Here is a 25204-nt window from a genome sequence, read left to right on the forward strand (position 1 = left end):
ATGCACGTTTATAGATGGAGAATTTCACACTATTAGCCAAACCCCCAAATGAAGGAGCCATAACGGTGAAAAAACTGGATTTCAATTGTGATATGGGTGAAAGTTATGGCGCCTGGACGATGGGCAACGATGAAGCCGTCATGCCCTATGTCACTTCCGTCAATATTGCCTGCGGATTTCATGGCGGCGATGCACACATCATGCGCAAGACGGTAGCCAATGCCATCAAGCACCATGTGCATATTGGGGCACACCCCGGCCTGGACGACCTGCCCGGCTTCGGGCGCCGGCCTTTGCCCGTTTCTGCCGACCAGGCCTATGACCTGGTAGTGGTGCAGGTTGGGGCGCTGGCGGCGGTGGCCAAAACCCAGGGCGTCTGCCTGCATCACGTCAAGACCCATGGCGCCCTTTACAACATGGCCGCCAATAACGACGCCCTTTCACATGCGATTGCACAAGCCGTGCTGGATGTGGATGATTCGTTGGTGTTATATGCCCTGGCCAACAGCCGGCAGGCGCACATTGCCCAGGAAATGGGCCTGCAGGTTGCGCACGAGGTATTTGCCGACCGCAGCTACCAGGATGACGGCACACTTACCCCCCGTGGCACGCCCGGCGCCATTATTAGCGACCCCCGGCAAGCCATAGGGCAGCTTGTCACCATGCTGGAACAAGGCCATGTTATTGCGCTTTCGGGGAAACAGGTGCCCATACAGGCAGATACCTTGTGCATTCACGGTGACCAGCCCGGTGCTGCAGCTTTTGCACTGGAAATTCACGAGACATTAAAAAGGCAAGGGTTGCTTTAAAACCCTTGCCTGAGATCATGCCTGAAGATTTACCCGCGCTTACACCAGTACGCGCTCAATGCCACCTGTATTGGCGTTTTTCACATAATCGGCCATCCAGTTTTCACCCAGCATGTGACGGGCCATTTCCACCACGATATAATCGGCATCAATAGCAATATCGCCCTGATAACGCGTCAGGCCCTGCAGGCAGGAAGGACATGAGGTTAACAGTTTGACCTCTCCGGCAAAGCCGTCGGCACGCATGGCAGCCGAATTCTTGCGCAATTCCTCTTCCTTGCGATAACGGATCTGGGTGGAAATATCAGGACGGCTGACCGCCAGCGTACCAGACTCGCCGCAGCAGCGATCAGCCTTGATGGTAGTGTCCCCAACCAGGGACTTCACCGTTTTCATGGGGTCTTGCTGTTTAAGTGGGGTATGGCAAGGATCATGATACATGTACCGCTTGCCAGTGGCGCCGTCCAGTTTCAGGCCTTTTTCAAGCAGGTATTCATGGATATCAATCAGACGGCAGCCAGGGAATATCTTATCAAACTCATAACCTTCAAGCTGGTCATAACAGGTGCCACAGCTGACGACAACGGTTTTGATATCCAGATAGTTCAGGGTGGTGGCCATCCGGTGGAACAGCACCCGGTTATCGGTAATGATCTGCTCGGCCTTGTCCAGCTGGCCGTTTCCGCGTTGTGGATAGCCGCAACACAGATAACCCGGTGGCAGTACGGTTTGCACCCCGGCATGCCACAGCATGGCCTGGGTTGCCAGCCCAACCTGCGAAAACAGGCGTTCTGAGCCACAGCCCGGGAAGTAAAACACCGCTTCGGTATCGGCACTCGTTTTATGGGGATCACGGATAATTGGTACAAAATTCTTGTCTTCGATATCCAGCAACTTACGGGCGCTTTGCTTGGGCAGGCCACCCGGCATTTTCTTGTTCACGAAGTGAATGATCTCTTCTCGCAAAGAAGCGCGTCCAACGGTCGCCGGGGGATGGGCGGTTTGTTTTTTGGCAACCGAATTCAGGACCTCATTACCCAGGCGCTGGGCCTTGTAACCAATATCCATGACCTTGCGGGTCACATTAATGGTGGTGGGATCAGTCGCATTCAGGAAAAACATGGCGGCCGTTTTACCGGGACGCACCGATTGCTTGCCCATGCGATTAAGGACCGCACGCATATTCATGCTGACATCGCCAAAGTCAATATCCACCGGACAGGGGTTATAACACTTGTGGCATAAGGTGCAGTGCTCGGCCACGTCTTCAAACTCGGACCAATGCTTTAAACTAATACCACGACGGGTCTGTTCTTCGTACAGGAAAGCCTCGACCAGCAATGAAGTAGCCAGAATCTTGTTACGGGGCGAGTACAGCAGGTTGGCCCGTGGCACATGGGTGGCACAGACCGGCTTGCATTTGCCACAACGCAGGCAATCCTTGATAGAGCTTGAGATGGCGCCAATATCACTTTGCTTCATGATAAGGGACTCATGGCCCAACAGGTTGAAACTGGGCGTCCAGGCATTGCGCAGGTCGGAACCCGCAAACAGCTTGCCCGCATTGAATCGACCTTCAGGGTCAATTTCCTGCTTGTATTGGCGAAACGGAGCCAGTTCGGCTTCAGTCAGGAATTCCAGTTTGGTAAGGCCAATACCATGCTCGCCGGAAATCACACCATTCAGGTCGCGGGCAATTTGCATGATACGCACAACGGTTTCATTGGCCTCACGCAGCATTTCGTAGTTGTCCGAGTTAACCGGAATATTGGTATGCACGTTACCGTCGCCGGCATGCATATGCAACGCAACAAACACCCGTCCTTTCAGGACGCGATCATGAATCGCCTGCATTTCGGTAAGAACCGCGGCCCTGTCGGCACCTGAAAAAATCACTTCCATTTTGGCCAGGATCTCTTTTTTCCAGGAAATGCGGATTGTGCGATCCTGCAATACCTCAAAGATACGGCAGTCAGGTTGGTCCTGCAAACGCTGCTTCAGGACCCCCATGAGCTCATCCAGGCCCAGCTGGGACAATTTATCAAGGCTGCCAGCCAGTGAATCATCCATATTGTTCAGCAACCAGGACCAGCGCGAAGCAGTCAGGCCCAGCACCTCACGGGCCTCTTCAATGCGACTGCCAATCACTTCTTCCCGGGTCAGTTCTTCATCAAGAAAATCTTCCGACTTGTGTACCGGCAATTCGGTTTCAAGAAAAGCCTCAAGCGCTTCGACCAGCTTGAGTTTGTTACGGGTGGATAACTCTATATTGATGCGTTCAATTTCTTCGGTGTATTCACCCATGCGATCAAGGGGAATCACAACGTCTTCATTAATTTTAAACGCATTGGTATGACGTGCGATCGCGGCGGTCCGGGCACGGTCGGCCCAGAATTTCTTGCGCGCTTCGGCGCTGACGGCAACAAAGCCCTCGCCGCTGCGACCATTGGCCAGGCGCACCACCTGGCTGGTAGCGGCAGCCACCGCATTTTCATCATCACCGACAATATCGCCAATCAGCACCATTTTCGGGAAAGCCTCGCGCTTGCTTTTGGTGGCATAGCCAACCGCCCGCAGATAACGCTCGTCCAGGTGTTCAAGGCCGGCAAGAATGGCGCCTGTTTTACGGCCTTCGGTATCCAGGTAATCCTTGATTTCAACAATGGAAGGCACGGCATCTCGGGCCTGTCCAAAAAATTCCAGACAAACCGTACGGGTATGCTTGGGCATGCGGTGCAACACCCAGCGTGCCGAGGTGATCAGGCCATCACAGCCCTCTTTCTGGACACCGGGCAAACCAGCCAGGAACTTGTCGGTAACGTCTTTGCCCAGACCCACCTTACGGAACACGCTACCCTCGATATCGATAATTTTTGTGCGCAGTTCTTTTTTGCCCGGTTCGTAACGGCCATCAAACCATTTCACTTCAAAACGTACTTGCCCGGCATCATGGATTTTACCCATATTGTGTTCAAGACGGGTCACTTCAAGCCAGTTGCCATCGGGGTCAACCATGCGCCACCAGGCCAGGTTGTCAAGAGCCGTTCCCCACAGGACCGCTTTCTTGCCCCCGGCATTCACGGCCACGTTACCGCCAATACAGGAAGCCTCTGCCGAGGTTGGGTCTACCGCAAATACAAACCCGGCCGCTTCAGCCGCCTCGGCCACCCGTTTGGTGACTACCCCGGCGCCAGACAGGATCGTGGCAACCGGCTCTTGCAACCCCGGCAGAACCAGGGACTCTACCGCCGACAGCGCGTCGAGCTTTTCGGTATTGATGACGGCAGAGCGCCATGACAGGGGAATGGCGCCACCGGTGTAACCCGTACCACCCCCACGAGGAATGATGGTTAGCTTAAGCTCGAAACAGGCACGCACCAGGGCGGCCATTTCGAGCTCGGAATCGGGTGTCAGGACGACGAACGGGTATTCTACGCGCCAGTCGGTGGCATCGGTAACATGGGAAACCCGTGACAGGCCGTCAAACTTGATATTGTCCTTATGGGTGATACGCCCCATTTCCTGCATGATTTCCGCACGCAGGGTTTCGGTATATTCAAACTCGGCTTCAAATTCGATCACCGCTTTGTGGGCCCGCCTGAGCAGTTCCTGTACCTTGCTGTCACTTTCCTTGTTTGAAGGCTCCCGGCGACGGTTGATTTCGTTCAGCCGGTGATTAAGCGCCTCTATCAGCAAGCCGCGCCGTTTCGGGTTGGATAACAGGTCATCCTGAAGATAAGGATTACGCCTGACGACCCAGATATCACCCAGAACTTCGTACAGCATGCGTGCGGAACGACCCGTTTTGCGAACGCCCCTGAGGTCGGACAACAGATCCCAGGCATCGCTGCCCAACAAACGGGCAACGACTTCCTTGTCTGAAAAGGACGTGTAATTATAAGGTATCTCACGCAAACGCCGGACAGGGCCGGTTTGCTCTGCTTCTGACAAAATCTGGGTATCAATAGGTGCGTTCATACTAATAAATGGCTGGATGAATTTGAAATTTATATGAGGATAACCATCATTTTACGCGGAGAACCCGAAATTTATTACGCTAAACCGGCTTTATCCTAAAACAGACGCAATAAAACCGCAGTCATGACTACATATCGGACAAATTTGCCAATAGCCATATAAAAAATACACGGCAACAGACGCAGTTTCATCCAGCCGGCGACACTGCATAAAGGGTCCCCCACAATAGGCAGCCAGGAAAAAAGCAAAGCCCAGGGCCCCATTTTCCTTAAATACACCGCCAGTTTCCTGAAATGGGTTCCCCCCAGTTTTTGTTGCTTGCGACGCCTTTCCTGCACGCCCGCCGTTGCATTCTGCCCATCGGCAGCCTGATGCGTTTTTTTCCAGTGATCCACCCCTTTTTTGGCCCAATATCCCATGTAATAGGACACCACACCACCTATCGTATTGCCTGCCGTTGCCACTAAAACGGCTGCCCAGAACATATCTGGCGACAACTTGAGGTAAGCGAAAACCGCCGGCTCGGAGCCCAGCGGCAACAAGGTCGCCGACACCAGGGCTATCAAAAAAATAGCCGGCAAACCTACTGCTGGCAAAGCCAATGTAAGCAGCAGCCATTGCACGGCCCCCATCATTTCATTTTCCATACTACCTGTAACCCGCGTAAATTTTTTATGCTCCAGCCCGGATGCAAATCGGGGCAAATCAGAATGTGCTATGTTAATCTGTAATATATTGTTTGAATCCTATCTCCCCCAACATGTCCACAGATTATCTAAAACGTATTTTGACATCAAAAGTTTATGATGTCGCCACCGAGACCCCACTGGAACCTGCAAAACTGCTTTCTGCCCGTATCCAGAATACTATTTTGCTTAAACGTGAGGACACGCAATCCGTTTTCAGCTTCAAGATCCGGGGGGCCTACAACAAAATGGCCAATATATCAGCCGAAGCACGCGCTCATGGCGTAATATGTGCCTCTGCCGGCAACCATGCCCAGGGCGTTGCCCTCTCGGCCAAAAAACTGGGATGCCGTGCCGTCATTGCCATGCCCACTTCAACACCCAAGGTAAAAATAGATGCGGTAAAACGTTTGGGTGGAGAAGTCGTCTTGCATGGCGACAGTTTTACCGATGCCTACGAGCACGCACTGATCCTTGAAAAAGAACAAAACCTCACCTTCGTGCACCCCTTTGATGACCCGTTTGTAATTGCCGGACAAGGCACTATTGCCATGGAAATACTGCGCCAGAATCCCGGTTCCCTGGACGCCATTTTCGTCAGCATTGGCGGTGGCGGCCTCATTGCCGGCATTGCCGCATACATCAAGCAGCTGCGTCCCGAAATCAAAATCATCGGTGTCCAAACTGAAGATTCTGATGCCATGATTCGCAGCGTCCGGGCCGGTCGACGTATTTCCCTGCCCGATGTCGGGCTGTTTTCCGATGGTACGGCGGTCAAACAGGTTGGCATTGAAACATTCCGGCTGGTCAAGGAATATGTTGATGACTTCATTGCCGTTGATACCGATGCCATTTGCGCGGCACTGAAAGATGTGTTCCAGGACACCCGCAACGTACTGGAACCGGCCGGCGCCCTGGCCCTGGCGGGCGCCAAACGTTATATTGCCGAACACAAATGGAAAAACAAAACCGTAGCGGTCATTACGTCCGGTGCCAACATGAACTTCGACCGCCTGCGTTTTGTGGCCGAACGTGCCGATGTCGGCGAGGCCAAGGAAGCCATTTTTGCCGTCACCATGCCCGAAATCAAGGGCAGTTTCAGGCAGTTATGCACCGCGCTGGGCGCACGCAACGTGACCGAATTCAATTACCGGATTTCAGACTCCAATAAGGCCCACGTATTTGTTGGGGTTCAGATCAATTCACTGGAAGAAGCAGAAAAAGTGGCCGACCGGCTACGCCGCAAGAAATTCGATGTCCTAGACCTGACCGCCGATGATCTGGCCAAGTCACACCTGCGTTACATGGTAGGCGGGCATTCACCCCTTGCTGAAAACGAAGTGCTGTATCGCTTTGAATTCCCCGAGCGTCCCGGAGCCTTGATGAAATTTCTCAATACCATGAATCCGGAATGGAATATCAGCCTGTTCCATTACCGCAATCAGGGCGCCGATTACGGTCGTGTCCTGGTCGGTATCCAGGTGCCGCCCTCCGACAAAAAAGCCTTCAAGGACTTCCTTTCAACCATCGGTTATCCGTTCATAAAGGAAACCGACAACCCCGCCTACAAACTGTTTTTATAAACCGTTGCGGCAACAAAAAACGGGGCAATTGAAGTTACCCCGTTTTTTTGTTGCACCAGTTAAAATTTACAAACCGTAAAAACCGGTAAACCGCTTTCCCGTATCAACCGGGAGCCCCCCAGGTCGGGCAGGTCGATAATCGCAGCGGCCTCGACCACATTGGCACCCAAACGCTGCAACAAACGACTGGCGGCAACCATAGTGCCGCCTGTGGCAATCAGATCGTCTACCAATAAAACACGTTGCCCTGGCAGGACAGCGTCAGTGTGCATCTCGACACTGGCATTGCCATACTCCAGCTTGTATTCTTCAGCAACGGTATTAAAGGGCAACTTGCCACTTTTACGCACCGGTACAAAACCCAGGTTCAGCTCATAAGCCAGCACGCTGCCAATGATGAATCCACGAGCATCCACGCCCGCCACCAGATCCATTCGCTGGCGCATGTAACGGTAAACAAAAATATCAATCAAGGCACGAAAGCTTCGCGGATCCTGAAGCACGGGCGTAATATCACGAAATGTAACGCCTTCCTTGGGCCAGTCAGGCACACTTCGTATCGCATTACGAACAAGCTCATTGGGATCGGTCATCATGGTCTCTCAAGGTAAATGGATGAAAATAACGAAAAAAACATAGGCGGTGGCCGTACCAGACCTTAGCTTGCCGCTGAAATGGCGACAGTCGAAGAAACGCGCCTGGCTTTTTCAAGCGCCTGCTGCACGTCTGCCGCCGATGCCAGAGCCACGCCCATGCGTCGTTTCACAAAAGACTCGGGTTTGCCAAACAGGCGGATATCGGTTCCCTCTTCCGCCAGTGCCTGGGCCACATTGGCAATTTTGACGGCTTGGGCCTGAACGCCCCCATAAATCACACTGCTCGCTCCCGGTTGACGCAATTGCGTATTGACTGGCAAGCCCAACATGGCACGGGCATGCAATTCAAACTCGCTTTGTTCCTGGCTGATCATGGTTACCATCCCGGTGTCATGAGGTCGCGGACTGACTTCAGAAAACCAGACCTGTTCACCCGCCACAAACAATTCCACGCCAAACACGCCCATGCCACCCAAACTGCCAGTCACGGTTTTGGCAATATCCCGGGCCTTTTCAAGGGCGTGCGGATTCATGGGGTGCGGCTGCCAGCTTTCAATATAGTCACCATCAAGCTGATGATGGCCAATCGGCTCACAAAAAGCGGTCTCGACCTGCCCGCTGTGGGGATCACGATAACGAACGGTCAACAGGGTTATCTCATAATCGAAATTGATAAATCCTTCAACAATCACCCTGCCCTTACCTGTCCGTCCCCCTTCCTGGGCATACGTCCAGGCTTTTTCCAGATCGGCGGCAGACTTGAGCACCGACTGCCCCTTGCCGGAAGAGGACATGACCGGCTTGATCACACAAGGGTAACCAATTTCATTATTGATGGCCTGCCTGAGCGCATCAAGAGAATCGACAAACTGATAAGGTGACACCGGCAAGCCCAGGGTTTCAGCCGCCAGCCTGCGGATGCCTTCACGGTTCATGGTAAGCTGAGCGGCCCGCGCGGTGGGGATGACTCTTGCCACACCGGCATCTTCCAGCTCTACCAGCAGATCGGTGGCAATGGCCTCAATTTCGGGAACGATGACATCCGGCTTTTCAGCCAGTATGATTCGCCTTAACGCTTCCTTGTCAGTCATGGAGACCACATGCGAGCGATGGGCCACCTGATGGGCGGGTGCGTTTTCATAGCGATCAACGGCAATCACTTCCACACCAAGCCGTTGCAAGGCAATAGTCACTTCTTTACCCAACTCTCCGGAACCCAATAACATCACCTTGAGTGCCGCTTCTGACAAGGGTGTCCCCAAAAGAGGGACTGACGAGTCTTTCATAATCAACTACACTTCCAAAAAATTGATACATAAGCTACTGATTTTCACCACATTATAGGGCCATGCCTGAATGGAAGACGGTTTTTTCAGTGAAATTGGCAAATCCATGTTTTAGTATTCCCGATATGATTAAAATCACGTGATGATGAAGAATATTGAATACGCTCCCGAAAAGGCCCTTAACTCAGGACGCCGCACCATTCAGGCCGAAGCACAGGCACTGATGGATCTTCACGACCGTCTTGACAAAAACTTCAGTAACGCCATAGCCCTGCTCCTTGATTGCCAGGGACGTGTGGTTGTCATGGGTCTGGGTAAATCAGGGCATATCGGCCGCAAGATTTCCGCCACCCTGGCCTCCACCGGCACACCCAGTTTTTTTGTTCACTCCGGTGAAGCCGTGCACGGTGACCTGGGTATGGTCACTGGCAGGGATATTGTGATTGCCATTTCCTATTCCGGCAACTCCAACGAACTGTCAACCGTCTTGCCCGTTGTACGCAGGCTGGGCACCAAGGTGATTGCCATTTGCGGTCACCCCCATTCTGACCTGGCCAAATTATGTGATGTGTTTCTGGATGCCAGTATCCAGAAAGAGGCGTGCCCCCTGAACCTTGCCCCCACCACCAGCACCACGGTTGCCCTGGCCTTGGGAGATGCCCTGGCGGTTACCTGCCTTGAGGCACGCAATTTTGGCGAATCCGATTTTGCCCGCTCCCACCCGGGGGGGGCACTGGGACGCCGTCTGCTGACTTATGTCAGGGACGTCATGCGACAGGGTGATGACCTGCCTCTGGTCTCTCCGGACATCCCCTTGCCACAGGCCCTGAAAGAAATGTCTCTCAAACGCATGGGCATGACCGCGGTTGTCAATGACAACAATGAGCCCGTTGGTATTTTTACCGATGGCGACCTGCGCCGTCTTATTGTCCGCCACGGCGATATCCGTCACTTCACCATGCATGAGGTCATGTCCTCCCACCCAAAAAGCATTGCGCCCGATGAGCTTGCCGTCGAAGCCGCATCACTGATGGAAAAAAACAAACTCAGCCATATGCTGGTCGTTGACAAACAGGGTACCCTGGTGGGTGCCATGCACATGCACGACCTGATGGTTGCAAAGGTTATTTAAAGACTTATGAAACCCACCTTATCCATTCCCCATCCCGCCGAGTCCCTGGTACTTTCCAAAGTGCCTGCCCATATTCGTGAAATAGCGGCCACCATCAAACTGGTCGCCTTTGATGTTGACGGCGTGCTGACCGATGGCAGCCTGTGGTACGGCGAAAACGGTGAACAGCTTAAACGCTTTCATTCACTTGATGGCCACGGCCTTAAAATGTTGCAGCAAAGCGGGATTATGGTTGCCCTGGTTACCGGACGTGAAGGCCCGGTCGTGCCACGTCGCGCGGCAGAACTGGGCATAGGCGAAGTGTATCAGAATGTCAGGGATAAAAGTCAGCTGATTGAAGAACTGGCCAACCGTCATGGCATAGGGCTGGAACAAATTGCCTTTATGGGCGATGACATCATAGACTTGACTGCCATGCACAAATCAGGCTTGTCCATTAGTGTTCCCAACGCCCCTTCGTATATTATCCAGGCTGCACAATGGGTTACCTCATTGCCAGGCGGTTCCGGCGCAGCAAGGGAGTGCTGTGACATGATCCTGGCGTCACAGGGCGCGTTAAGCCAGTACTTCCACTCAACCCGCCTGACCGGACCTGTCATTCAATAAAACATGAAAGAACGCCTGCCAGCCCTGATTGCCCTGTTCATGCTACTTTGCCTGGTTATTACCACCTGGTGGGCGGCCGATTATGCGCAGCGATCCATTCCACTGGATCCGCCTGCCCGCATCTCACATGAGCCAGACGCCTGGTCAGACCATTTCATCATGCTAAGCTCCGACCCGGACGGGGTTCCCAAAAACCGTCTCGAAGGAGACTCCATGCAGCATTTCCCCCATAATGACTCGTATGAAATTGTCAATGCCATTTCTACCGGACAGCGCCCCGGTTCCGCGATCACTACCGGACGGGCAGACCATGCCACCATGTTCAATAACGATAAAACCATCTTGATGCGGGGTAACGCCCATTTACACCGTTTTCCATCTGAAGACACTTCAGCGCTGGACATCACCAGCAGTGAACTGATTATCTACCCCGAGAAAGATATTATCGAGACAGACAAGCCTGCTACGGTCATCCAGGGAAATTCCCGCATGAATGGCAAGGGAATGACCTACAATAACAAAACCCGCGAACTGGAGGTTTATTCCAACACCGATGTTTCCATCTCGAATAAAGACCTGCCCTCCAAATCGTCAAATACCGACCAAGCCCCTGAAGAGAATACCCGGCCATGAAACCGTTATTGATAAAACTGATCTTCCCCTTGCTGATTGTAAATGCGCCAGCAGTGGCACAAGTCACCACGCCTGCCGCCAACGCACAAGCCGAGCCGGAAACCCTGGTACTGTCGGACACGCTGAATTACGATGACAAAACCAAAACCAGCATTTTCAATGGCAATGTCATTCTTACCCGTGGCCAAATGAGGCTGACTTCAGACACCCTGAAAATCCAGGAAGATGCCCAGGGTTTTCAGCATGGAACTGCCACTGTCAACAGTGGCAAAGTACATATCTTTGAAGAGCGTCCGGAAACCTATGAAACCATCCGCTCGGAAGGTGACCGTGCTGAATACAACGGCAAGGACGACACTGTCAAAATGATTGGTCATGCCATTGTCAACCGTTATATTTGCGGCAAATTAATTGACACGGTCAGAGGCGAGGTGGTGATCTATAACAACAGGAACAATACCTATTCCGCACAGGGTGGCCCGCAGGCCGTCGAACCTGGCAGGGTGCGCTCCATTGTGAAGCCTCAATCGGCAGCCGACGAAGCCACCGAGGCCTGCCGCAAACAATACAATAACAAACCCATGCCCAGCACACTTAACTAAATCATTTTTCCCTGCATGAACACGTCCGCCAGCTCCAGCCTGAATACCCTTTCCTCCAGCTCCAAAGGCCTGCTCCAGGCAATCGGCCTGCGTAAAACCTACAGCGGCAGAACGGTTGTCCAAGATGTTTCCCTGTCGGTTTCAAGCGGAGAGGTTGTAGGCTTGCTGGGCCCTAACGGCGCAGGCAAAACCACCAGTTTCTACATGATTGTCGGCCTGGTACCCGCCGATTTCGGACGTATCGAAATTGACGGAAAAAACATTACCGGCCTGCCTATCCATCAACGGGCCCGAATCGGACTGTCCTATCTGCCCCAGGATGCCTCGGTTTTCCGTCGTTTGACGGTAGAGGAAAACATCAAGGCCGTTCTTGAATTGCAATATGATCCGGAAACCGGCAAACCCCTGGACCGGACACAGGTTAAAGAACAGCTGGAAAACCTTCTGGTTGAATTACAAATTACCCATATCCGCAATAATGCCGCCCTTTCCCTGTCTGGCGGTGAACGTCGCCGGGTGGAAATTGCCAGGGCCCTGGCCACCCACCCACGTTTCATTTTGCTTGATGAACCCTTTGCCGGTGTGGATCCCATCGCCGTCATTGAAATCCAGCGCATTATCCGCTTCCTTAAAAACCGCAATATTGGTGTCCTGATTACCGATCATAACGTACGTGAAACGCTGGGTATCTGTGATCGTGCCTACATTATCAGCGAAGGCAAAGTGCTTACCGATGGCGCCCCGGCATCTATCATCCAGGACCCGGAAGTACGCAAGGTTTATCTGGGCGAACACTTCAAAATGTAAATGCGAAATGTTTGATTTAAGGCACTTGCTTTAAAAAAAATAATCTATAAACTAGAGCTGTGACTAACTTAAAGTGAGAGGGATCTTCTAAAAACTCAGGTACCTTAAGTTTTTCTGCGCATGCACAATGCGATTTAAATTATTCAATGGAGCAATTATATGAATATAAATATCAGCGGCCATCATTTAGAAATCACGCCAGCCATCAAAGAATATGTCGAGAACAAAATCGGACGTGTACTCAAGCATTTTGACCACGTTATTGATGCCCAGGTTATCCTGTCGCTTGAGCCTCTTAAGCATATCGCCGAGATTACCCTGCGTGTTCCTGGCAAAGATATTCACTGCGCAGCCGAAGAAGAAAACCTTTATGCTGCCATTGACCTGCTGAGTGACAAAGCAGACCGACTGGTCATCAAACACAAATCCAAACTGCAAGATCATTCAAATGACTCAACAAAACGCATGACTGTCGCATAAACCTAATGCAATATCAATATCTTGCAGCCACCCAGCCATCAGGCTGGGTTTTTAGTGCACAAAACATATTAAAGAAATTGCTACTTTCTGCAAGATAATCATATAATCCGGTGTATGAATCAATTAACGCAAATTTTAACTCCCGAAAACACGCTTCTTGACGTCAACGCAACCAGTAAAAAGCGCGCATTTGAACAAGCCGCCCTGTTGTTTGAAAACAATCAGGGCATTGCACGCTCGGTTGTATTCGACAGCCTGTTTTCAAGAGAAAGATTAGGGTCTACCGCGCTTGGGCATGGCGTTGCCGTCCCACACGGACGCATTTCAAAACTGAAACAGGCAACCGCTGCATTCATGCGTCTGGCAAACCCCATTCCTTTCGATTCCCCCGACGGGCAGAATGTGCAGTTGCTGATTATTTTGCTTGTTCCCGAAAGTGCAACCCAGCAGCATCTGGAAATTCTGGCAGAAGTCGCCCGGATCCTGTCCAATGACACGATTCGTCATCAGTTACTGTCCGAGAACGATCCTGCAAAAATTTACGATCTGCTGACACAATCTTCCTGAGTATGACCATGTTAAGCATCCAAGAACTTGTTGATGAAAACAGCGAAGCGCTGGGCCTGGCCTGGATTGCGGGCATGGATGCCGGCAAACGGCATTTGCCCGCCTCCAACACGGCTGCCGCTGATCTGCTTGGACACCTTAATGTTGTTCATCCTTCACGCATACAGGTTTTTGGCAAGGAAGAACTGGTTTTCTACAAAAAACTCAAAGAAACCGCACGGGAAAAACTGCTCATTGAACTGGCCGAAGGAGGCGTTCCCGCTGTCATTATTGCAGAAGGCCTTGAAACGCCCGTTGAGCTGACCTCCTTTTGCTCAAAGAATAAAATCCCGCTGCTTTCCAGCCAGCATGATGCCGCCCATCTTATCGATGTACTGCGCATTTATCTTGGCAAGCGTTTTGCACCCACCACGACCGTTCATGGCGTCTTCATGGATGTCCTGGGAATGGGGGTCCTCATTACCGGGGAATCCGGTCTGGGTAAAAGCGAGCTGGCGCTCGAACTCATTTCCCGCGGCCATGGCCTGGTCGCCGATGATGCCGTGGAGTTTTCACGCACCAATCCAACCATGATAGAAGGGCAATGCCCCGATCTGTTACGCAACCTGCTTGAAGTCAGGGGGCTTGGCCTGCTGGATATCCGCACCATTTTTGGCGAAACGGCAGTGCGACGCAAAATGCGGCTCAAGCTGATTGTGCATCTGGTGCGTGCCAACAGTGAAAAATTTGAACGTCTGCCCATTCAGGATCAAACCCAGGAACTGCTGGGCCTGCCCATCCGCCGCGTCATGCTGCAAGTGGCTGCCGGCCGCAATCTGGCTGTTCTGGTCGAGGCAGCCGCACGCAATACCATCCTCAAACTAAGAGGGATAGATACCCTGGGCGAGTTCATGGAAAGACAGGCACAGGCCATTATGGAAAATAGCAACCTCCAGTAACAGAAAACGGGTAAATGTTATCAATTCATACATTTTTCAATCCTGATTGTAAATGTAATAAATTTTGATTATCCTGTATGAAGTTCAACTAATTGATTTCATACAAAAAACATGTTTCATGTCGTTCTCATTACCGGCATTTCCGGCTCGGGCAAATCAGTGGCCATTCGCCAGCTTGAAGACCAAGGCTATACCTGCATTGACAATCTTCCCGTTAAATTCCTGCATGACTTTATTGCCAGCGCACGTGAAGACGGCCTTGAAAAAGTGGCTGTTGCGATTGATGTGCGCTCGCCCGGCGAATTGGCCAATTTGCCAGATGTCATTAGCGCAATACGTGCCATGGGCACTCCCCTGCAGGTCATATTTCTTGAAGCCGATGACCGGACATTGAAACAACGCTACTCTGAATCCCGTCGCAGACATCCACTGGCCTATCGGCTACAGCTTAAAAATGGCATCGCCCCTTCACTGGGAGAATGCATTGCCCATGAACGCGAGCTGCTGGCCCCGCTGCGCGATCATGAACATGTTATTGACACTTCCGACTTGCCCCCCATCCAATTACGCTCATGGATCAAGGATTTGGTGGTACCGGATAACAACAATGTGTTACTGACTTTTGAATCTTTTGCATTTAAAAAGGGAGTTCCTAGTGACGCGGACCTGGTTTTTGATGTAAGATTCTTGCCTAATCCTCATTACGACAAGGACTTACGTCCCCTTACCGGTCGTGATGAGCCCGTAGCAACATGGCTATCGCAGTTTGATAGCGTGTCTGAAATCATTAACGATATCACTGCATACATCCAAAAATGGTTGCCGTATTACATGCAGGATACGCGTAGTTACCTTACCGTCGCCATAGGTTGTACCGGCGGACAGCATCGATCTGTATACGTAGCAGAAGAACTGGCGAAGCGCTTCAGTTCACATCGACCCATACGCGTTCGACATCGTTCACAAGTACCAAAGAACCTTACATGAAGACTCAAAAGCATCAACAATTTTTTCTGGCCTTATGTGTGACATTTTTATCATACACCACGCATGCCAGCGAAAAAGAACCATCCAAACCTATTATTGAAGCAACAACACCAGTCCAGGTTACCCCTGCCAAAGACCTGAAAACCAATAATTTCAGGATTACGGCCAATGGAATTTTCCCCGAAAGCAGCTATGACAGGGCTTACGGGGAAAACCTGCGCAGCCTGGATATTGCCGAAACCGATGTCATCACGGAAAGCGAACCAACGGCCATCACACCGGCATCAGGCACCGGCTTCAAGGCCCAGCCTTCACACCGCAGCCATGCCCGTGCCTATACCATCAAGGGCAAACGCTATGTGCCGTTTGCCAATACCATTACCGATTTTTCCCAGGTGGGCACTGCCTCATGGTACGGCCCCGGCTTTCATGGCAAGCGTACGGCCAATGGCGAAAAATACAATCAGCATTTAATGACTGCCGCCCATAAAGAATTACCCCTGAACAGTGTCGTCAAGGTGACCCGGGTTTCCACTGGTGAGAGCATTACCGTCAGAATCAATGATCGTGGCCCCTTCCATGACGACCGTATCATTGACCTGTCTTATGGGGCGGCCAAAAAACTGGGCATTGTGAATAAAGGCAGTGACAAGGTCAAGGTTGAACTTATCAAGAATAATATCAAAGGCAGAAAAACCGGCAAAACCATGCTTTAAGCATTTTTCAGCTCAAGGGCACGTGAATAGACAACATCACGTGCCAGTCCGGTCAATTGTGACGCGATTTTCACACTGTCTTTAACCGACACCGTTTGCAGCAAAACTTTCAACAGTTCGGTTGCCTTAACCATCTGCTCATCTTCATCTGCCTCTGGCGCCGCCTCAAGAATCAACACGAACTCACCCAACTGCCGATGAACGTCTTGCCCAAACCAATCCGCCAGCTCACCGATCGGCAAGGTCACGATCTGTTCAAAACGTTTGGTTAATTCCCGGGCTACCGTTAACTGGCGATCAGCGCCACATACCCGCAACAAATCATGGCAAAAAGCCTGAATCCTGTGTGGTGACTCAAACATGATCACCGGTGCGTCCATCGCACCCCATTTACGTAACCAATGCTGTCTGGCCGCCGATTTCTGCGGGACAAATCCGGCAAAAGCAAAAGTGGGATTTTCATCACTGCTTACCCCGCTACCCATTAGCGCAGTAATCACCGCAGATGCGCCCGGAATTGGCCTGACCAACAGGCCCTGTTGCCGGACCTCGCGAACAATGCGCCCGCCAGGATCGCTGACTGCCGGTGCACCGGCATCCGATATCAAAGCAACCCGTTTACCTTCCTGCAAAAGACGAATAATTTCCTGCGCCGCCCTGGCTTCGTTGTGACGATGCGCCGGCATCATGGGCGTATTGATTCCCCATGCATTGAGCAACACACGGGACAAACGGGTATCTTCAGCGGCAATCACATCAACCTGATTCAGGGTAAAAACAGCCCGCAGACTGATATCGGCCAGATTGCCAATTGGCGTTGCCACCACATACAGGCAAGCCTGGGGCCAGCTTTGCTGTTCAAGATCAGCCATTACCTTTTTCCATGCTGCATGAAAAAGTCCCTCTTCTATCGCCATTGTTCCCTCTTTTTGTCAAAATAACTGCCAGGTAATCCCACCCGACATTATCGCTGATCACTTCCTTTGACTGCATAAAAATACGCCTCCCATAAAAAATGACCAATTCCCATGACAACACCGTTTTTGAACTTGCACTGGCTGCACAGCAAAAACGGGCAAAGGCGGCCAGAAAACGCAAGCCCGCCACCCGTAAACCTTTTTATGACCATAAATTGTCGCCCAGGCAAACGATGGGCCTGCAGGCAGAACAACAAGCCATTGAATATCTTGAGAAGCAGGGTCTGAAAAAAGTGGCGCAAAACCTGAACTGCCGATTTGGTGAAATTGATGGCATTATGATTGATGGCGATACACTGGTGTTTATTGAGATCCGGTTACGCAACAGCAGGCGGTTCGGGGGTGCCGCTGCCAGTATTACCGTAGCCAAACAAAGACGCCTGCAAGCCAGTGCCGCGATTTATCTGCCCCTGCTCAGCCGTAAATATTTCGGGGGAAAAACCCCTTTATGCCGGTTTGACGCCGTTTGCATGGAGCATGAACAGATAGAATGGATCAGGCATGCATTTTGAACCATAACACGATCAACCTGATAAAATCACCTTACACTTCTGGCAAACAGCAGCATTGCCTCTTACGTTTTAATGCATTAATAACAGGTATTTTTGCGCACTCGTGCGATAATCAGGGTCATGGATATTTCAACCAGAATCAATTTACACTTTCAAGACGCCATCCAGACAATGGAAAACAGCGCGTCCACGCTCATATCACCGATTGCGCAAAGTATCGATATATTGGTCCAGGCAATCAGCAACAATGCCAAGGTACTGGCCTGCGGCAACGGAGGCTCCGCCGCTGATGCCCAGCACTTCATTGCCGAGCTGGTCGGACGATTCGAGCGCGACCGGATTCCATTCGCAGGCATTTCCCTCAATACAGACACTTCCATCCTGACTGCAGTGGGTAACGATTATGGCTTTGATGTCATTTTCGAGCGCCAGGTACAGGCACTGGGGCAACCCGGTGATGTCCTGGTTGCCATGTCTACCAGTGGCAACTCAAGCAATGTCATCAAGGCAATCCAGGCCGCCCACGAACGGAACATGGCAGTCATCGCCCTGACCGGAAAAAATGGCGGCACAATTGCCGGCATGCTGACCGATTTCGATGTTCATCTTTGTGTTCCCCACGATCGCACCATGCGCATACAGGAAGTGCATGGTTTGTTGCTGCATGTGTTGTGTGATGGTATTGATGCATTCTTATTAGGAGATATTTCATGAAATTAAAGCGTGCAGCACGAATTATTCACCCTACCGCTTTACTTGCTCTTGTACTGGGCTCCAGCACACTGCTGTCCGCATGCGTCCCCTTGCTGGTGGGCGGTGCGGCAACCACAACGGCGGTGGTCGTCTCTGACCGCCGCACCTCGGGCATGCAGCTGACCGACAAAAACATCGGCATCCGCACCGAAAGCCGCATTAGTGAAGAGCTTAAAGATGCGGTTCGCATTAATGCCATGGCCTACAACCAGCGGGTCCTGTTAACCGGTGAAGCCTCCACCCTTGCCGCCAAAGAACGGGCCATTGCCATTGCCCGGGGCGTTCCCGATGTAAAAACCGTGCTTAATGAAGTGGTGGTTGCCCCGCCAGCTGCATTCAGTACCCGTGCCAATGACAGCTGGATAACCTCCAAGGTCAGAACGGAACTTCTCACCACCAAAAATGTCCCATCAAGTACCATTGATATCACCACCAGCCGGGGTGTTGTCTACCTGATGGGTCAGGTCACCCCCATCGAGGGAGACCGTGCCGCCTCGGCAGCAGCGGGTGTCAGTGGCGTTAACAGGGTTGTCAAAGTATTTGACCTGGTTTCAGATACGGGTACTGCCAGCCATTCATCCGTTACATCATCAAGCGGCAGCATGACAGTCCCTGGAACAGAAGTTAATCCGTCCACGACTCAAACCTATCCTTTGAACTGATGAAAAAATTTATTGTTTCCCTTCTTGTTGCATTGGCCGGAATAGGTGCCTGGTTTACCCTGAGCTCAACCGAAGCCGCCCCCAATGTCACCTTTACGAGCCTCGAGGGCAAGCAGTTCCAGACCAGCGACCTGCAAGGCAAGGTGGTATTGGTAAAATTCTGGGCAACCAATTGTGTTACCTGCATCCAGCAAATGCCCGACACCATTGCCTATCACAACAAATACAAAGAACAGGGCTACGACACCATCGCTGTTGCCATGGCTTACGACCCCGAGCCTTTCGTCAAGAACTATACCCGTGACAACAAGCTGCCCTTTACGGTTACACTTGACAAAGATGGCAGCGTTGCCAAAGCCTTTGATGATATTAAATTCACGCCCGTCTCATTCCTGCTCGACCGGCAAGGCAATATTGTGAAGCGCTACATTGGCAATTATGATAAAGCCATATTTGAAAAAACCTTGCAGGATACGCTTGCCAAAACCTGATTCCGTTTAACTTTTTTAAATTGTGACCAAAAAATGACCGACATTTTGCCACAGGATATCAATGTTGTTCCGCCATCTGTAAAAGCGGATATCATTTCAGAATCCCTGCCTTATATTCGCCGTTTTCATGGCAAAACCGTTGTTATCAAATATGGTGGCAACGCAATGATAGAGGAAAGCCTGCAACGCAGTTTTGCGCGCGATGTAGTCCTGCTCAAGCTCATTGGCCTGAACCCCATTGTCATCCACGGTGGTGGTCCGCAAATCGACAGCGCCCTCAAGCGCCTGGGTAAAGATGGCAACTTCATCCAGGGCATGCGTGTGACTGATGCCGATACCATGGAAGTGGTTGAATGGGTTCTGGGCGGTCAGGTCCAGCAGGACATCGTCATGATGATCAACGAAGCCGGTGGCAAGGCTGTTGGCCTGACCGGCAAGGATGGCGGCCTCATTCAGGCACGCAAAAAATTAATGCCCAACCGGGAAAATCCCGACGAGCCTTTGGATATCGGTTTTGTGGGTGATATCACCAGTATTGACCCATCCGTTGTCAAGGCCCTGCAAGATGACCAGTTTATTCCCGTGATCTCGCCCATCGGTTACGATCCAGAAGACGGCAATGTTTACAACATCAATGCCGACGTTGTGGCGGGCAAAATGGCCGAAGTCCTGCTGGCTGAAAAGCTCCTGATGATGACCAATACACCAGGCGTGCTTGATAAATCAGGTAATCTGCTGCGTCGTCTTTCCGCCAAAGTTATTGATGAGCTTTTCGCTGATGGCACCATTTCCGGTGGCATGTTACCCAAAATTTCATCCGCCCTTGACGCTGCCAGAAACGGTGTAAACTCCGTCCACATCCTTGATGGCCGCGTTCCGCACTGTCTGCTGCTTGAAATCCTGACCGATAAAGGCGTAGGCACCATGATTACCGCCTAGGCATGCGCTGTTCCAACCTGATCAAGCCGTTAAGCGCAAAAGCCATACACAAAAAAACCAATCGTGTATGGCTTTTTGACCTGGACAACACCCTGCACGACGCCTCTCATGCCGTGTTTGCCCAAATTGATGTCAGCATGACCAAGGCCATCATGAAAGCACTGGGTATTGGTTTTGTACCGGCCACCGCGCTGCGGCAAAAATACTGGGAACGCTACGGCGCCACCATGATTGGCATGGAACGTCATCACGGCGTCAATGCCTCACGATTTCTGCATATGAGTCATGACTTTCATGCGCCCGATTTTGTCAAACCGGAACGAAATCTGGCAGGATTATTGCAAAATGTCCCCGGCATCAAATACATACTCACCAATGCCCCGCACAGTTATGCCTGCTCGGTCCTGGACACCCTGGGCATCCGCCATTGCTTTGCCGGCATTTGTTCCATTGACCAAATGCGCCTGCAAGGCACCTTTCGGCCCAAACCATCACCCACGTTAATGCATCAGCTGCTTTGCCAGCTAAAGTGCAAACCCACCGAAACCATCCTGGTTGAAGACACCCTGAAAAACCTGAAGATTGCCAAACAGCTGCATATGAAAACCGTACACATCTTCAATGCCGGCACTCCCTTCAGCTCCAAGCATATAATCCGTCCGGCTTATGTTGATCTGCGGGTAAAGTCGGTACACGAGCTTTTGCGCCACCCTTTTTCACATTCATGAAAAAGCCGGCATCCAAAGCCGGCCTTTTCATTTGCGGATTTCAGATTAATCGTGTTAGTGCTTAATTCTGGCTAACCGTCCGGTTTTGACGATCCAATACCTCATTGATGTTTTTGGCGGGCATATAACCATTGATGCGGCTGCCATCTTCAAAAAACATGGCGGGGGTTCCCTGAACGCCCAGCTCTCTGCCCAAGGCAAGAATATTGCTGATGGGCGTTTCCTCACATTCTACCGCTGGCGGAGTTTCATTCCTGGCCATCCAGTTACTCCATACTTGCGCCTGGTCTTTTGAACACCAGATATTTTTGGCTTTCACCATGGAATCCGGGGCCAGGATAGGCATCAGGAAAGTATAAACCGTGACGTTATCAACCTCCTCGAACTCTTTATACAGCTTTTTGCAATAACCACAATTGGGGTCTTCAAAAATGGCCACTTTTCTTTCGCCATTGCCAATAACACGTTTTACGGCTTGTTCAACCGGCAAGGTTTCAAAAGGCACTTCAGATAATTTGGCCACCCGCTCACTGGTCACATCGTTTTTGGTTTTGGCATCAATCAGGTTGCCGGCAATCACAAAATCGGCTTTTTCAGTGGTGTACACAATATTGGTGCCCATCTGAACCTCATAGATACCCGCATAAGGAGTTTGCTCTACAGCGGTCACTTCAACTTCGAAGGCCGAGGCAATGGCAGCTTTAATACTGTCTGTGGTATTTGTTGCCTCTTGTGCAAGCAGGGGTGAGGAAGCCAGTCCCAGCAGACAACAAACCGTCAACGCCTTGTGTCTTGCCCATTTATTCAAATCCAATTTCATTCCAACAATTTCCTGTAAGGGGCGAGGACTGACCCGCCTTTGATAAATTAAAGTCCCGAGGCCGCCGCGATCAAACGCTGTTTAACAAACGGCAAGCGCTGCACTACGTCCATACCGGCATTGCGCAAGAAGGCCAAAGGCCCGGATGACGGTGAGGCAAACAGCTTGTGCAGGCCATCGGTGGCCAACCGCATAGCCAGAATAGCTTCCGCGCGCTCGGTTTGATAGCGCTCAAGTACCCTAAGATCGCCAAACGACCGGAAAGGTTCCTTTTGTGCCAGAATGTGACATAAAACCCGTGCATCAACAAGACCAAGATTAAGGCCCTGCCCCGCCAGAGGATGCACGCGATGAGCGGCATCCCCCACCAGGGCAATGCCCGGTGCGGTCATTTTGGCTTTTTCAAGAGTAAGGGGAAAACCATACAAGGGGCTGCGTACACTGACCTTGCCCAACCTGCCTTGCGTAATTTCATCAAGTTTACGGGGCAACTCGATGGCCAGCTGTTCAGGATCCATAGCCTGTAGCACCTTAGCCTGCTCATCCCGCAATGACCACACCATGGAAACCTGGTGACCATCACGGGTATCGGGTAATGGCAGGAATGCCAGGATACCATTGGGCCTGAACCACTGAATGGCCGTATTCAAATGCGGTTTTTCGGTGGTGAGCTGCAAGACCAGACCGGTATCACCATAAGGCTTGGCTTCATGCGCCAGCGCTGCCGCCTTGCGCAACGGAGAACGGGCGCCATCGGCACCGATGAACAGGTCGGCCTGAACCGTCTTGCCTTTTTCGGTTACCACCTGCCCTGGTGAATAGCTTTGCATTTTGTCGTCAATCCAGGGCACGCCAAAGATTTGCACCGCCTGGAACAGGGCCTGCTCTATTTCACCGGACTCCATGATCCAGGCCAGCTCTGCCTGTGCCGCTTGCCAGGCATCCAGTACAACCATACCGTCCCGGTCGCCATGGATCTCCATGCTTTCAACCGGCACAATACGTTCGGCAGGGATAGAGCTCCAGACACCCAGTTCTTGCAGAAACAGCTGACTGGCTGAAGAAATGGCATAAACTCTTGGATGGTACTGTTCTCCGAGGTTAGCCATAGGCTTTTTCCGGGGGCCCAGCAAACACACATTTACTCTTTGCCTGGCCAAGGCCAGCGCGCAGGACAGCCCAACAATACCGCCCCCACAAACCACTACATCATATTTACTCATCTTGCACTCGGTGCTCCAGCCTGTTTAGGCCATAAAATCCAAACTTCTCCCTGCTGCTTCATTTTACCAGCCATATTGCCGGCCTCGGGGCCACTACCCCAGAAAAAATCAGTCCGTGCAGCGCCCTTGATGGCAGCCCCCGTATCCTGGGCAAAAACCACCGTTTTCAATGGTGCAGCTGAACCCGGCCGGGTGGTGGATAAAAACAGGGGAGAACCCAGTGGCACAAACGTTGGATCGACAGCCACCGATCGTTGGGCAATTAAAGGAATACCATAGGCTCCTTTAGGTCCAACCGCTTCATCGGTCACTTTTTCAGGCCGGAAAAACACCATGGCCTGATTGGCATTCAACATTTCATGGACACGATCGGGATTGGCCTTGGCCCAAGCCTTGATATTTTGCATGGATGCCTGGCTGATGGGCAGCTCACCCTTATCGGCCAGCCATTTTCCAATTGAGGTATAAGGACGCCCGTTATGATCGGCGTAAGCCAGGCGCAGGGTTTCACCATTATCAAGCAGGACACGTCCTGAACCCTGGATTTGCAGGAAAAATGCTTCGACGGGGTCATCGAGCCAGGCAATAACCGGGGGTTTGTTGGCGCTGGCATTGATTTGCTCACGGGTATCGTAAGGCACCACTTTATTGTCTACCAGTTTACCCCGGATGCGTTTGCCGGCCAATTCAGGATAGACACTACCCAGATCGATGGTTAGCAAATCGGCGGGCGGTGCGTACATGGGCCATTGATAGACACCCCCTTGTGACAGGGAGCCCCTGACCACCGGTTCGTAATAACCGGTCACGGTATTGCTGCTGCCATTTGCCCCGGAAACCTTCCAGGGCTGCAAATGGGTTTCAAGGAAATTTTTCACAAAAACGGTATCATTGCTGCGGGCCGGTTGTCCCGATTCGGCAACGGCCTTGCAAACGGGCTGCCACGCCTGTGGTGTGGCGCGTGCGGGTATCGTGAGGGAACCGGAAATGGGTCGCATCAGGCCCCGGCAGTTATTCAGCAAAGTCAGCCAGAGATTATCAACCTGCGCCTGTTCCCAGCCGGGCAGATCGGACCAGGATGCCCGGGTATACTGACCTGACAATTTGCGTGGTGCGGTTTGCGCAAAGGAAGATAACGGGGGCACTGTCAAAGGCGCATCAATGGCTGGCACTTCGGGCGCTTCGCCAGAGACAAAAGGGGTGCCGCCCGAACAGGCAGCCAGCAAAACAGCCGAACTGACTGAAAGGGCCAGAAGACGAAGTTTCATCATTATTCTTTTCCGTTCTTAATGTAAGGTGCGGGGTACGGTCAGCACGAATTCGGGAATATCAACATCGAAAGGAATACCGTTTTCACCCACACAGTGATAACTGCCCTTCATAGTGCCGTAAGGCGTACTAAGCGGACAACCACTGGTGTATTCAAAGGTATCGCCCACGGCAATCAGGGGCTGTTGTCCAATCACTCCAAGCCCCCTGACTTCCTGGACCTGCTCGTTACCATCCTTGATAATCCAGTGCCGGCTAATGACTTGTGCCGCAAACAAACCGTTATTCCTGATACGTACTGTATAAATAAAAAAATACTGCCTTTTTTCAGGATCCGATTGCTCCGGCAGATATTGCGCAATGACCTCAACCTCGATGCTATCAGATTTCAAAAGAATTCTCCTGAATGAATTATCACACTATT

The 25204-nt window shown here is 51.6% G+C and carries 27 protein-coding genes; 18 read left to right on the top strand and 9 right to left on the bottom strand.

Annotated elements, in window-relative coordinates; translation table 11 throughout:
* Positions 1–65: 65 nt before the first annotated feature.
* Entirely contained in the window at positions 66–809 is a 744-nt protein-coding gene (locus IE074_RS08360) for a LamB/YcsF family protein (RefSeq protein WP_189385020.1), read from the top strand.
* 39 nt (positions 810–848) lie between these two features.
* Here the strand turns inward: IE074_RS08360 and IE074_RS08365 are convergent, their stop codons facing one another.
* Complete coding sequence (locus IE074_RS08365; protein WP_189385021.1) at positions 849–4787, bottom strand: DUF3683 domain-containing protein; 3939 nt, start codon at positions 4785–4787, stop codon at positions 849–851.
* Between the two features lie 95 nt (positions 4788–4882).
* Positions 4883–5434, bottom strand: coding sequence for a YqaA family protein (locus tag IE074_RS08370; RefSeq protein ID WP_189385022.1), 552 nt, complete (start codon positions 5432–5434; stop codon positions 4883–4885).
* Between the two features lie 113 nt (positions 5435–5547).
* Between IE074_RS08370 and ilvA the strand changes: the two genes are divergently transcribed.
* Positions 5548–7056, top strand: a complete 1509-nt coding sequence (ilvA, locus tag IE074_RS08375; protein WP_189385023.1) for a threonine ammonia-lyase, biosynthetic — start codon at positions 5548–5550, stop codon at positions 7054–7056.
* A 59-nt stretch (positions 7057–7115) separates the two neighbouring features.
* Here the strand turns inward: ilvA and IE074_RS08380 are convergent, their stop codons facing one another.
* Entirely contained in the window at positions 7116–7652 is a 537-nt protein-coding gene (locus IE074_RS08380; protein WP_189385024.1) for an adenine phosphoribosyltransferase, read from the bottom strand.
* A 62-nt stretch (positions 7653–7714) separates the two neighbouring features.
* Complete coding sequence (gene purT / locus IE074_RS08385) at positions 7715–8938, bottom strand: formate-dependent phosphoribosylglycinamide formyltransferase (RefSeq protein ID WP_189385025.1); 1224 nt, start codon at positions 8936–8938, stop codon at positions 7715–7717.
* A 142-nt stretch (positions 8939–9080) separates the two neighbouring features.
* On the opposite strand from purT, the gene IE074_RS08390 reads away from it, so the two are divergent.
* The 10 genes from IE074_RS08390 (at position 9081) to IE074_RS15020 (ending at position 16406) form a co-directional block, all read left to right on the top strand.
* On the top strand, positions 9081–10070 hold the full coding sequence (locus IE074_RS08390) for a KpsF/GutQ family sugar-phosphate isomerase (RefSeq protein WP_189385026.1): 990 nt from the start codon (positions 9081–9083) through the stop codon (positions 10068–10070).
* 6 nt (positions 10071–10076) lie between these two features.
* Positions 10077–10676 carry a KdsC family phosphatase gene (locus tag IE074_RS08395; protein WP_189385027.1) on the top strand — a complete coding sequence of 200 codons (600 nt, stop codon included), beginning with the start codon at positions 10077–10079 and terminating at the stop codon, positions 10674–10676.
* 3 nt (positions 10677–10679) lie between these two features.
* Positions 10680–11309 (top strand): LPS export ABC transporter periplasmic protein LptC, encoded by a 630-nt coding sequence (gene lptC, locus IE074_RS08400; RefSeq protein ID WP_189385028.1) that lies wholly within the window; start codon positions 10680–10682, stop codon positions 11307–11309.
* Positions 11306–11911 carry a lipopolysaccharide transport periplasmic protein LptA gene (gene lptA, locus IE074_RS08405; RefSeq protein ID WP_189385029.1) on the top strand — a complete coding sequence of 202 codons (606 nt, stop codon included), beginning with the start codon at positions 11306–11308 and terminating at the stop codon, positions 11909–11911. Before lptC ends, lptA begins: the two co-directional genes overlap by 4 nt.
* Positions 11912–11926: 15 nt before the next feature.
* On the top strand, positions 11927–12718 hold the full coding sequence (gene lptB, locus IE074_RS08410) for an LPS export ABC transporter ATP-binding protein (RefSeq protein WP_189385030.1): 792 nt from the start codon (positions 11927–11929) through the stop codon (positions 12716–12718).
* A gap of 159 nt (positions 12719–12877) precedes the next feature.
* On the top strand, positions 12878–13198 hold the full coding sequence (gene hpf, locus IE074_RS08415; RefSeq protein ID WP_189385031.1) for a ribosome hibernation-promoting factor, HPF/YfiA family: 321 nt from the start codon (positions 12878–12880) through the stop codon (positions 13196–13198).
* 114 nt (positions 13199–13312) lie between these two features.
* Positions 13313–13765 carry a PTS IIA-like nitrogen regulatory protein PtsN gene (gene ptsN / locus IE074_RS08420; protein ID WP_189385032.1) on the top strand — a complete coding sequence of 151 codons (453 nt, stop codon included), beginning with the start codon at positions 13313–13315 and terminating at the stop codon, positions 13763–13765.
* 8 nt (positions 13766–13773) lie between these two features.
* Positions 13774–14703: an HPr(Ser) kinase/phosphatase gene (gene hprK, locus IE074_RS08425; RefSeq protein WP_189385033.1), complete on the top strand. Its 930-nt coding sequence runs from the start codon at positions 13774–13776 to the stop codon at positions 14701–14703.
* Between the two features lie 111 nt (positions 14704–14814).
* Positions 14815–15690, top strand: coding sequence for an RNase adapter RapZ (gene rapZ, locus IE074_RS08430; RefSeq protein WP_189385034.1), 876 nt, complete (start codon positions 14815–14817; stop codon positions 15688–15690).
* Between the two features lie 38 nt (positions 15691–15728).
* On the top strand, positions 15729–16406 hold the full coding sequence (locus IE074_RS15020) for a septal ring lytic transglycosylase RlpA family protein (RefSeq protein ID WP_308429755.1): 678 nt from the start codon (positions 15729–15731) through the stop codon (positions 16404–16406).
* Here the strand turns inward: IE074_RS15020 and rsmI are convergent.
* Positions 16403–17278, bottom strand: a complete 876-nt coding sequence (gene rsmI, locus IE074_RS08440) for a 16S rRNA (cytidine(1402)-2'-O)-methyltransferase (RefSeq protein ID WP_229793947.1) — start codon at positions 17276–17278, stop codon at positions 16403–16405. The genes IE074_RS15020 and rsmI overlap by 4 nt on opposite strands.
* A 143-nt stretch (positions 17279–17421) precedes the next feature.
* Here rsmI and IE074_RS08445 point away from each other — a divergent pair, with 143 nt between their 5' ends.
* The 6 genes from IE074_RS08445 (at position 17422) to IE074_RS08470 (ending at position 21468) form a co-directional block, all read left to right on the top strand.
* A complete protein-coding gene (locus IE074_RS08445; protein WP_189385037.1) occupies positions 17422–17895 on the top strand; it encodes a YraN family protein in 474 nt (157 codons plus the stop codon).
* Positions 17896–18015: 120 nt separating this feature from the next.
* A complete protein-coding gene (locus IE074_RS08450) occupies positions 18016–18609 on the top strand; it encodes a phosphoheptose isomerase (protein WP_189385038.1) in 594 nt (197 codons plus the stop codon).
* Entirely contained in the window at positions 18606–19310 is a 705-nt protein-coding gene (locus tag IE074_RS08455) for a BON domain-containing protein (protein WP_189385039.1), read from the top strand. Before IE074_RS08450 ends, IE074_RS08455 begins: the two co-directional genes overlap by 4 nt.
* Complete coding sequence (locus IE074_RS08460) at positions 19310–19801, top strand: peroxiredoxin family protein (RefSeq protein WP_189385040.1); 492 nt, start codon at positions 19310–19312, stop codon at positions 19799–19801. Before IE074_RS08455 ends, IE074_RS08460 begins: the two co-directional genes overlap by 1 nt.
* A 33-nt stretch (positions 19802–19834) precedes the next feature.
* Complete coding sequence (argB, locus tag IE074_RS08465; protein ID WP_189385041.1) at positions 19835–20740, top strand: acetylglutamate kinase; 906 nt, start codon at positions 19835–19837, stop codon at positions 20738–20740.
* A gap of 2 nt (positions 20741–20742) precedes the next feature.
* On the top strand, positions 20743–21468 hold the full coding sequence (locus tag IE074_RS08470; RefSeq protein ID WP_189385042.1) for a pyrimidine 5'-nucleotidase: 726 nt from the start codon (positions 20743–20745) through the stop codon (positions 21466–21468).
* A 61-nt stretch (positions 21469–21529) separates the two neighbouring features.
* Here IE074_RS08470 and IE074_RS08475 read toward each other — a convergent pair whose 3' ends face one another.
* Genes IE074_RS08475 through apaG form a run of 4 tightly spaced genes read right to left on the bottom strand, consistent with a single transcriptional unit; the run spans position 21530 to position 25172 of the window.
* A complete protein-coding gene (locus IE074_RS08475) occupies positions 21530–22288 on the bottom strand; it encodes a DsbC family protein (RefSeq protein WP_189385043.1) in 759 nt (252 codons plus the stop codon).
* A gap of 47 nt (positions 22289–22335) precedes the next feature.
* Complete coding sequence (locus IE074_RS08480; RefSeq protein ID WP_189385044.1) at positions 22336–23511, bottom strand: FAD-dependent oxidoreductase; 1176 nt, start codon at positions 23509–23511, stop codon at positions 22336–22338.
* Positions 23508–24782: a murein transglycosylase A gene (gene mltA, locus IE074_RS08485; RefSeq protein ID WP_373297797.1), complete on the bottom strand. Its 1275-nt coding sequence runs from the start codon at positions 24780–24782 to the stop codon at positions 23508–23510. The genes IE074_RS08480 and mltA overlap by 4 nt, the downstream gene beginning before the upstream one ends.
* 15 nt (positions 24783–24797) lie before the next feature.
* Positions 24798–25172, bottom strand: a complete 375-nt coding sequence (gene apaG / locus IE074_RS08490; protein WP_189385045.1) for a Co2+/Mg2+ efflux facilitator ApaG/CorD — start codon at positions 25170–25172, stop codon at positions 24798–24800.
* Between the last annotated feature and the right edge of the window lie 32 nt (positions 25173–25204).

Origin of the sequence: Advenella faeciporci (assembly GCF_014652395.1) — a bacterium.
Taxonomy (GTDB): domain Bacteria; phylum Pseudomonadota; class Gammaproteobacteria; order Burkholderiales; family Burkholderiaceae_B; genus Advenella; species Advenella faeciporci.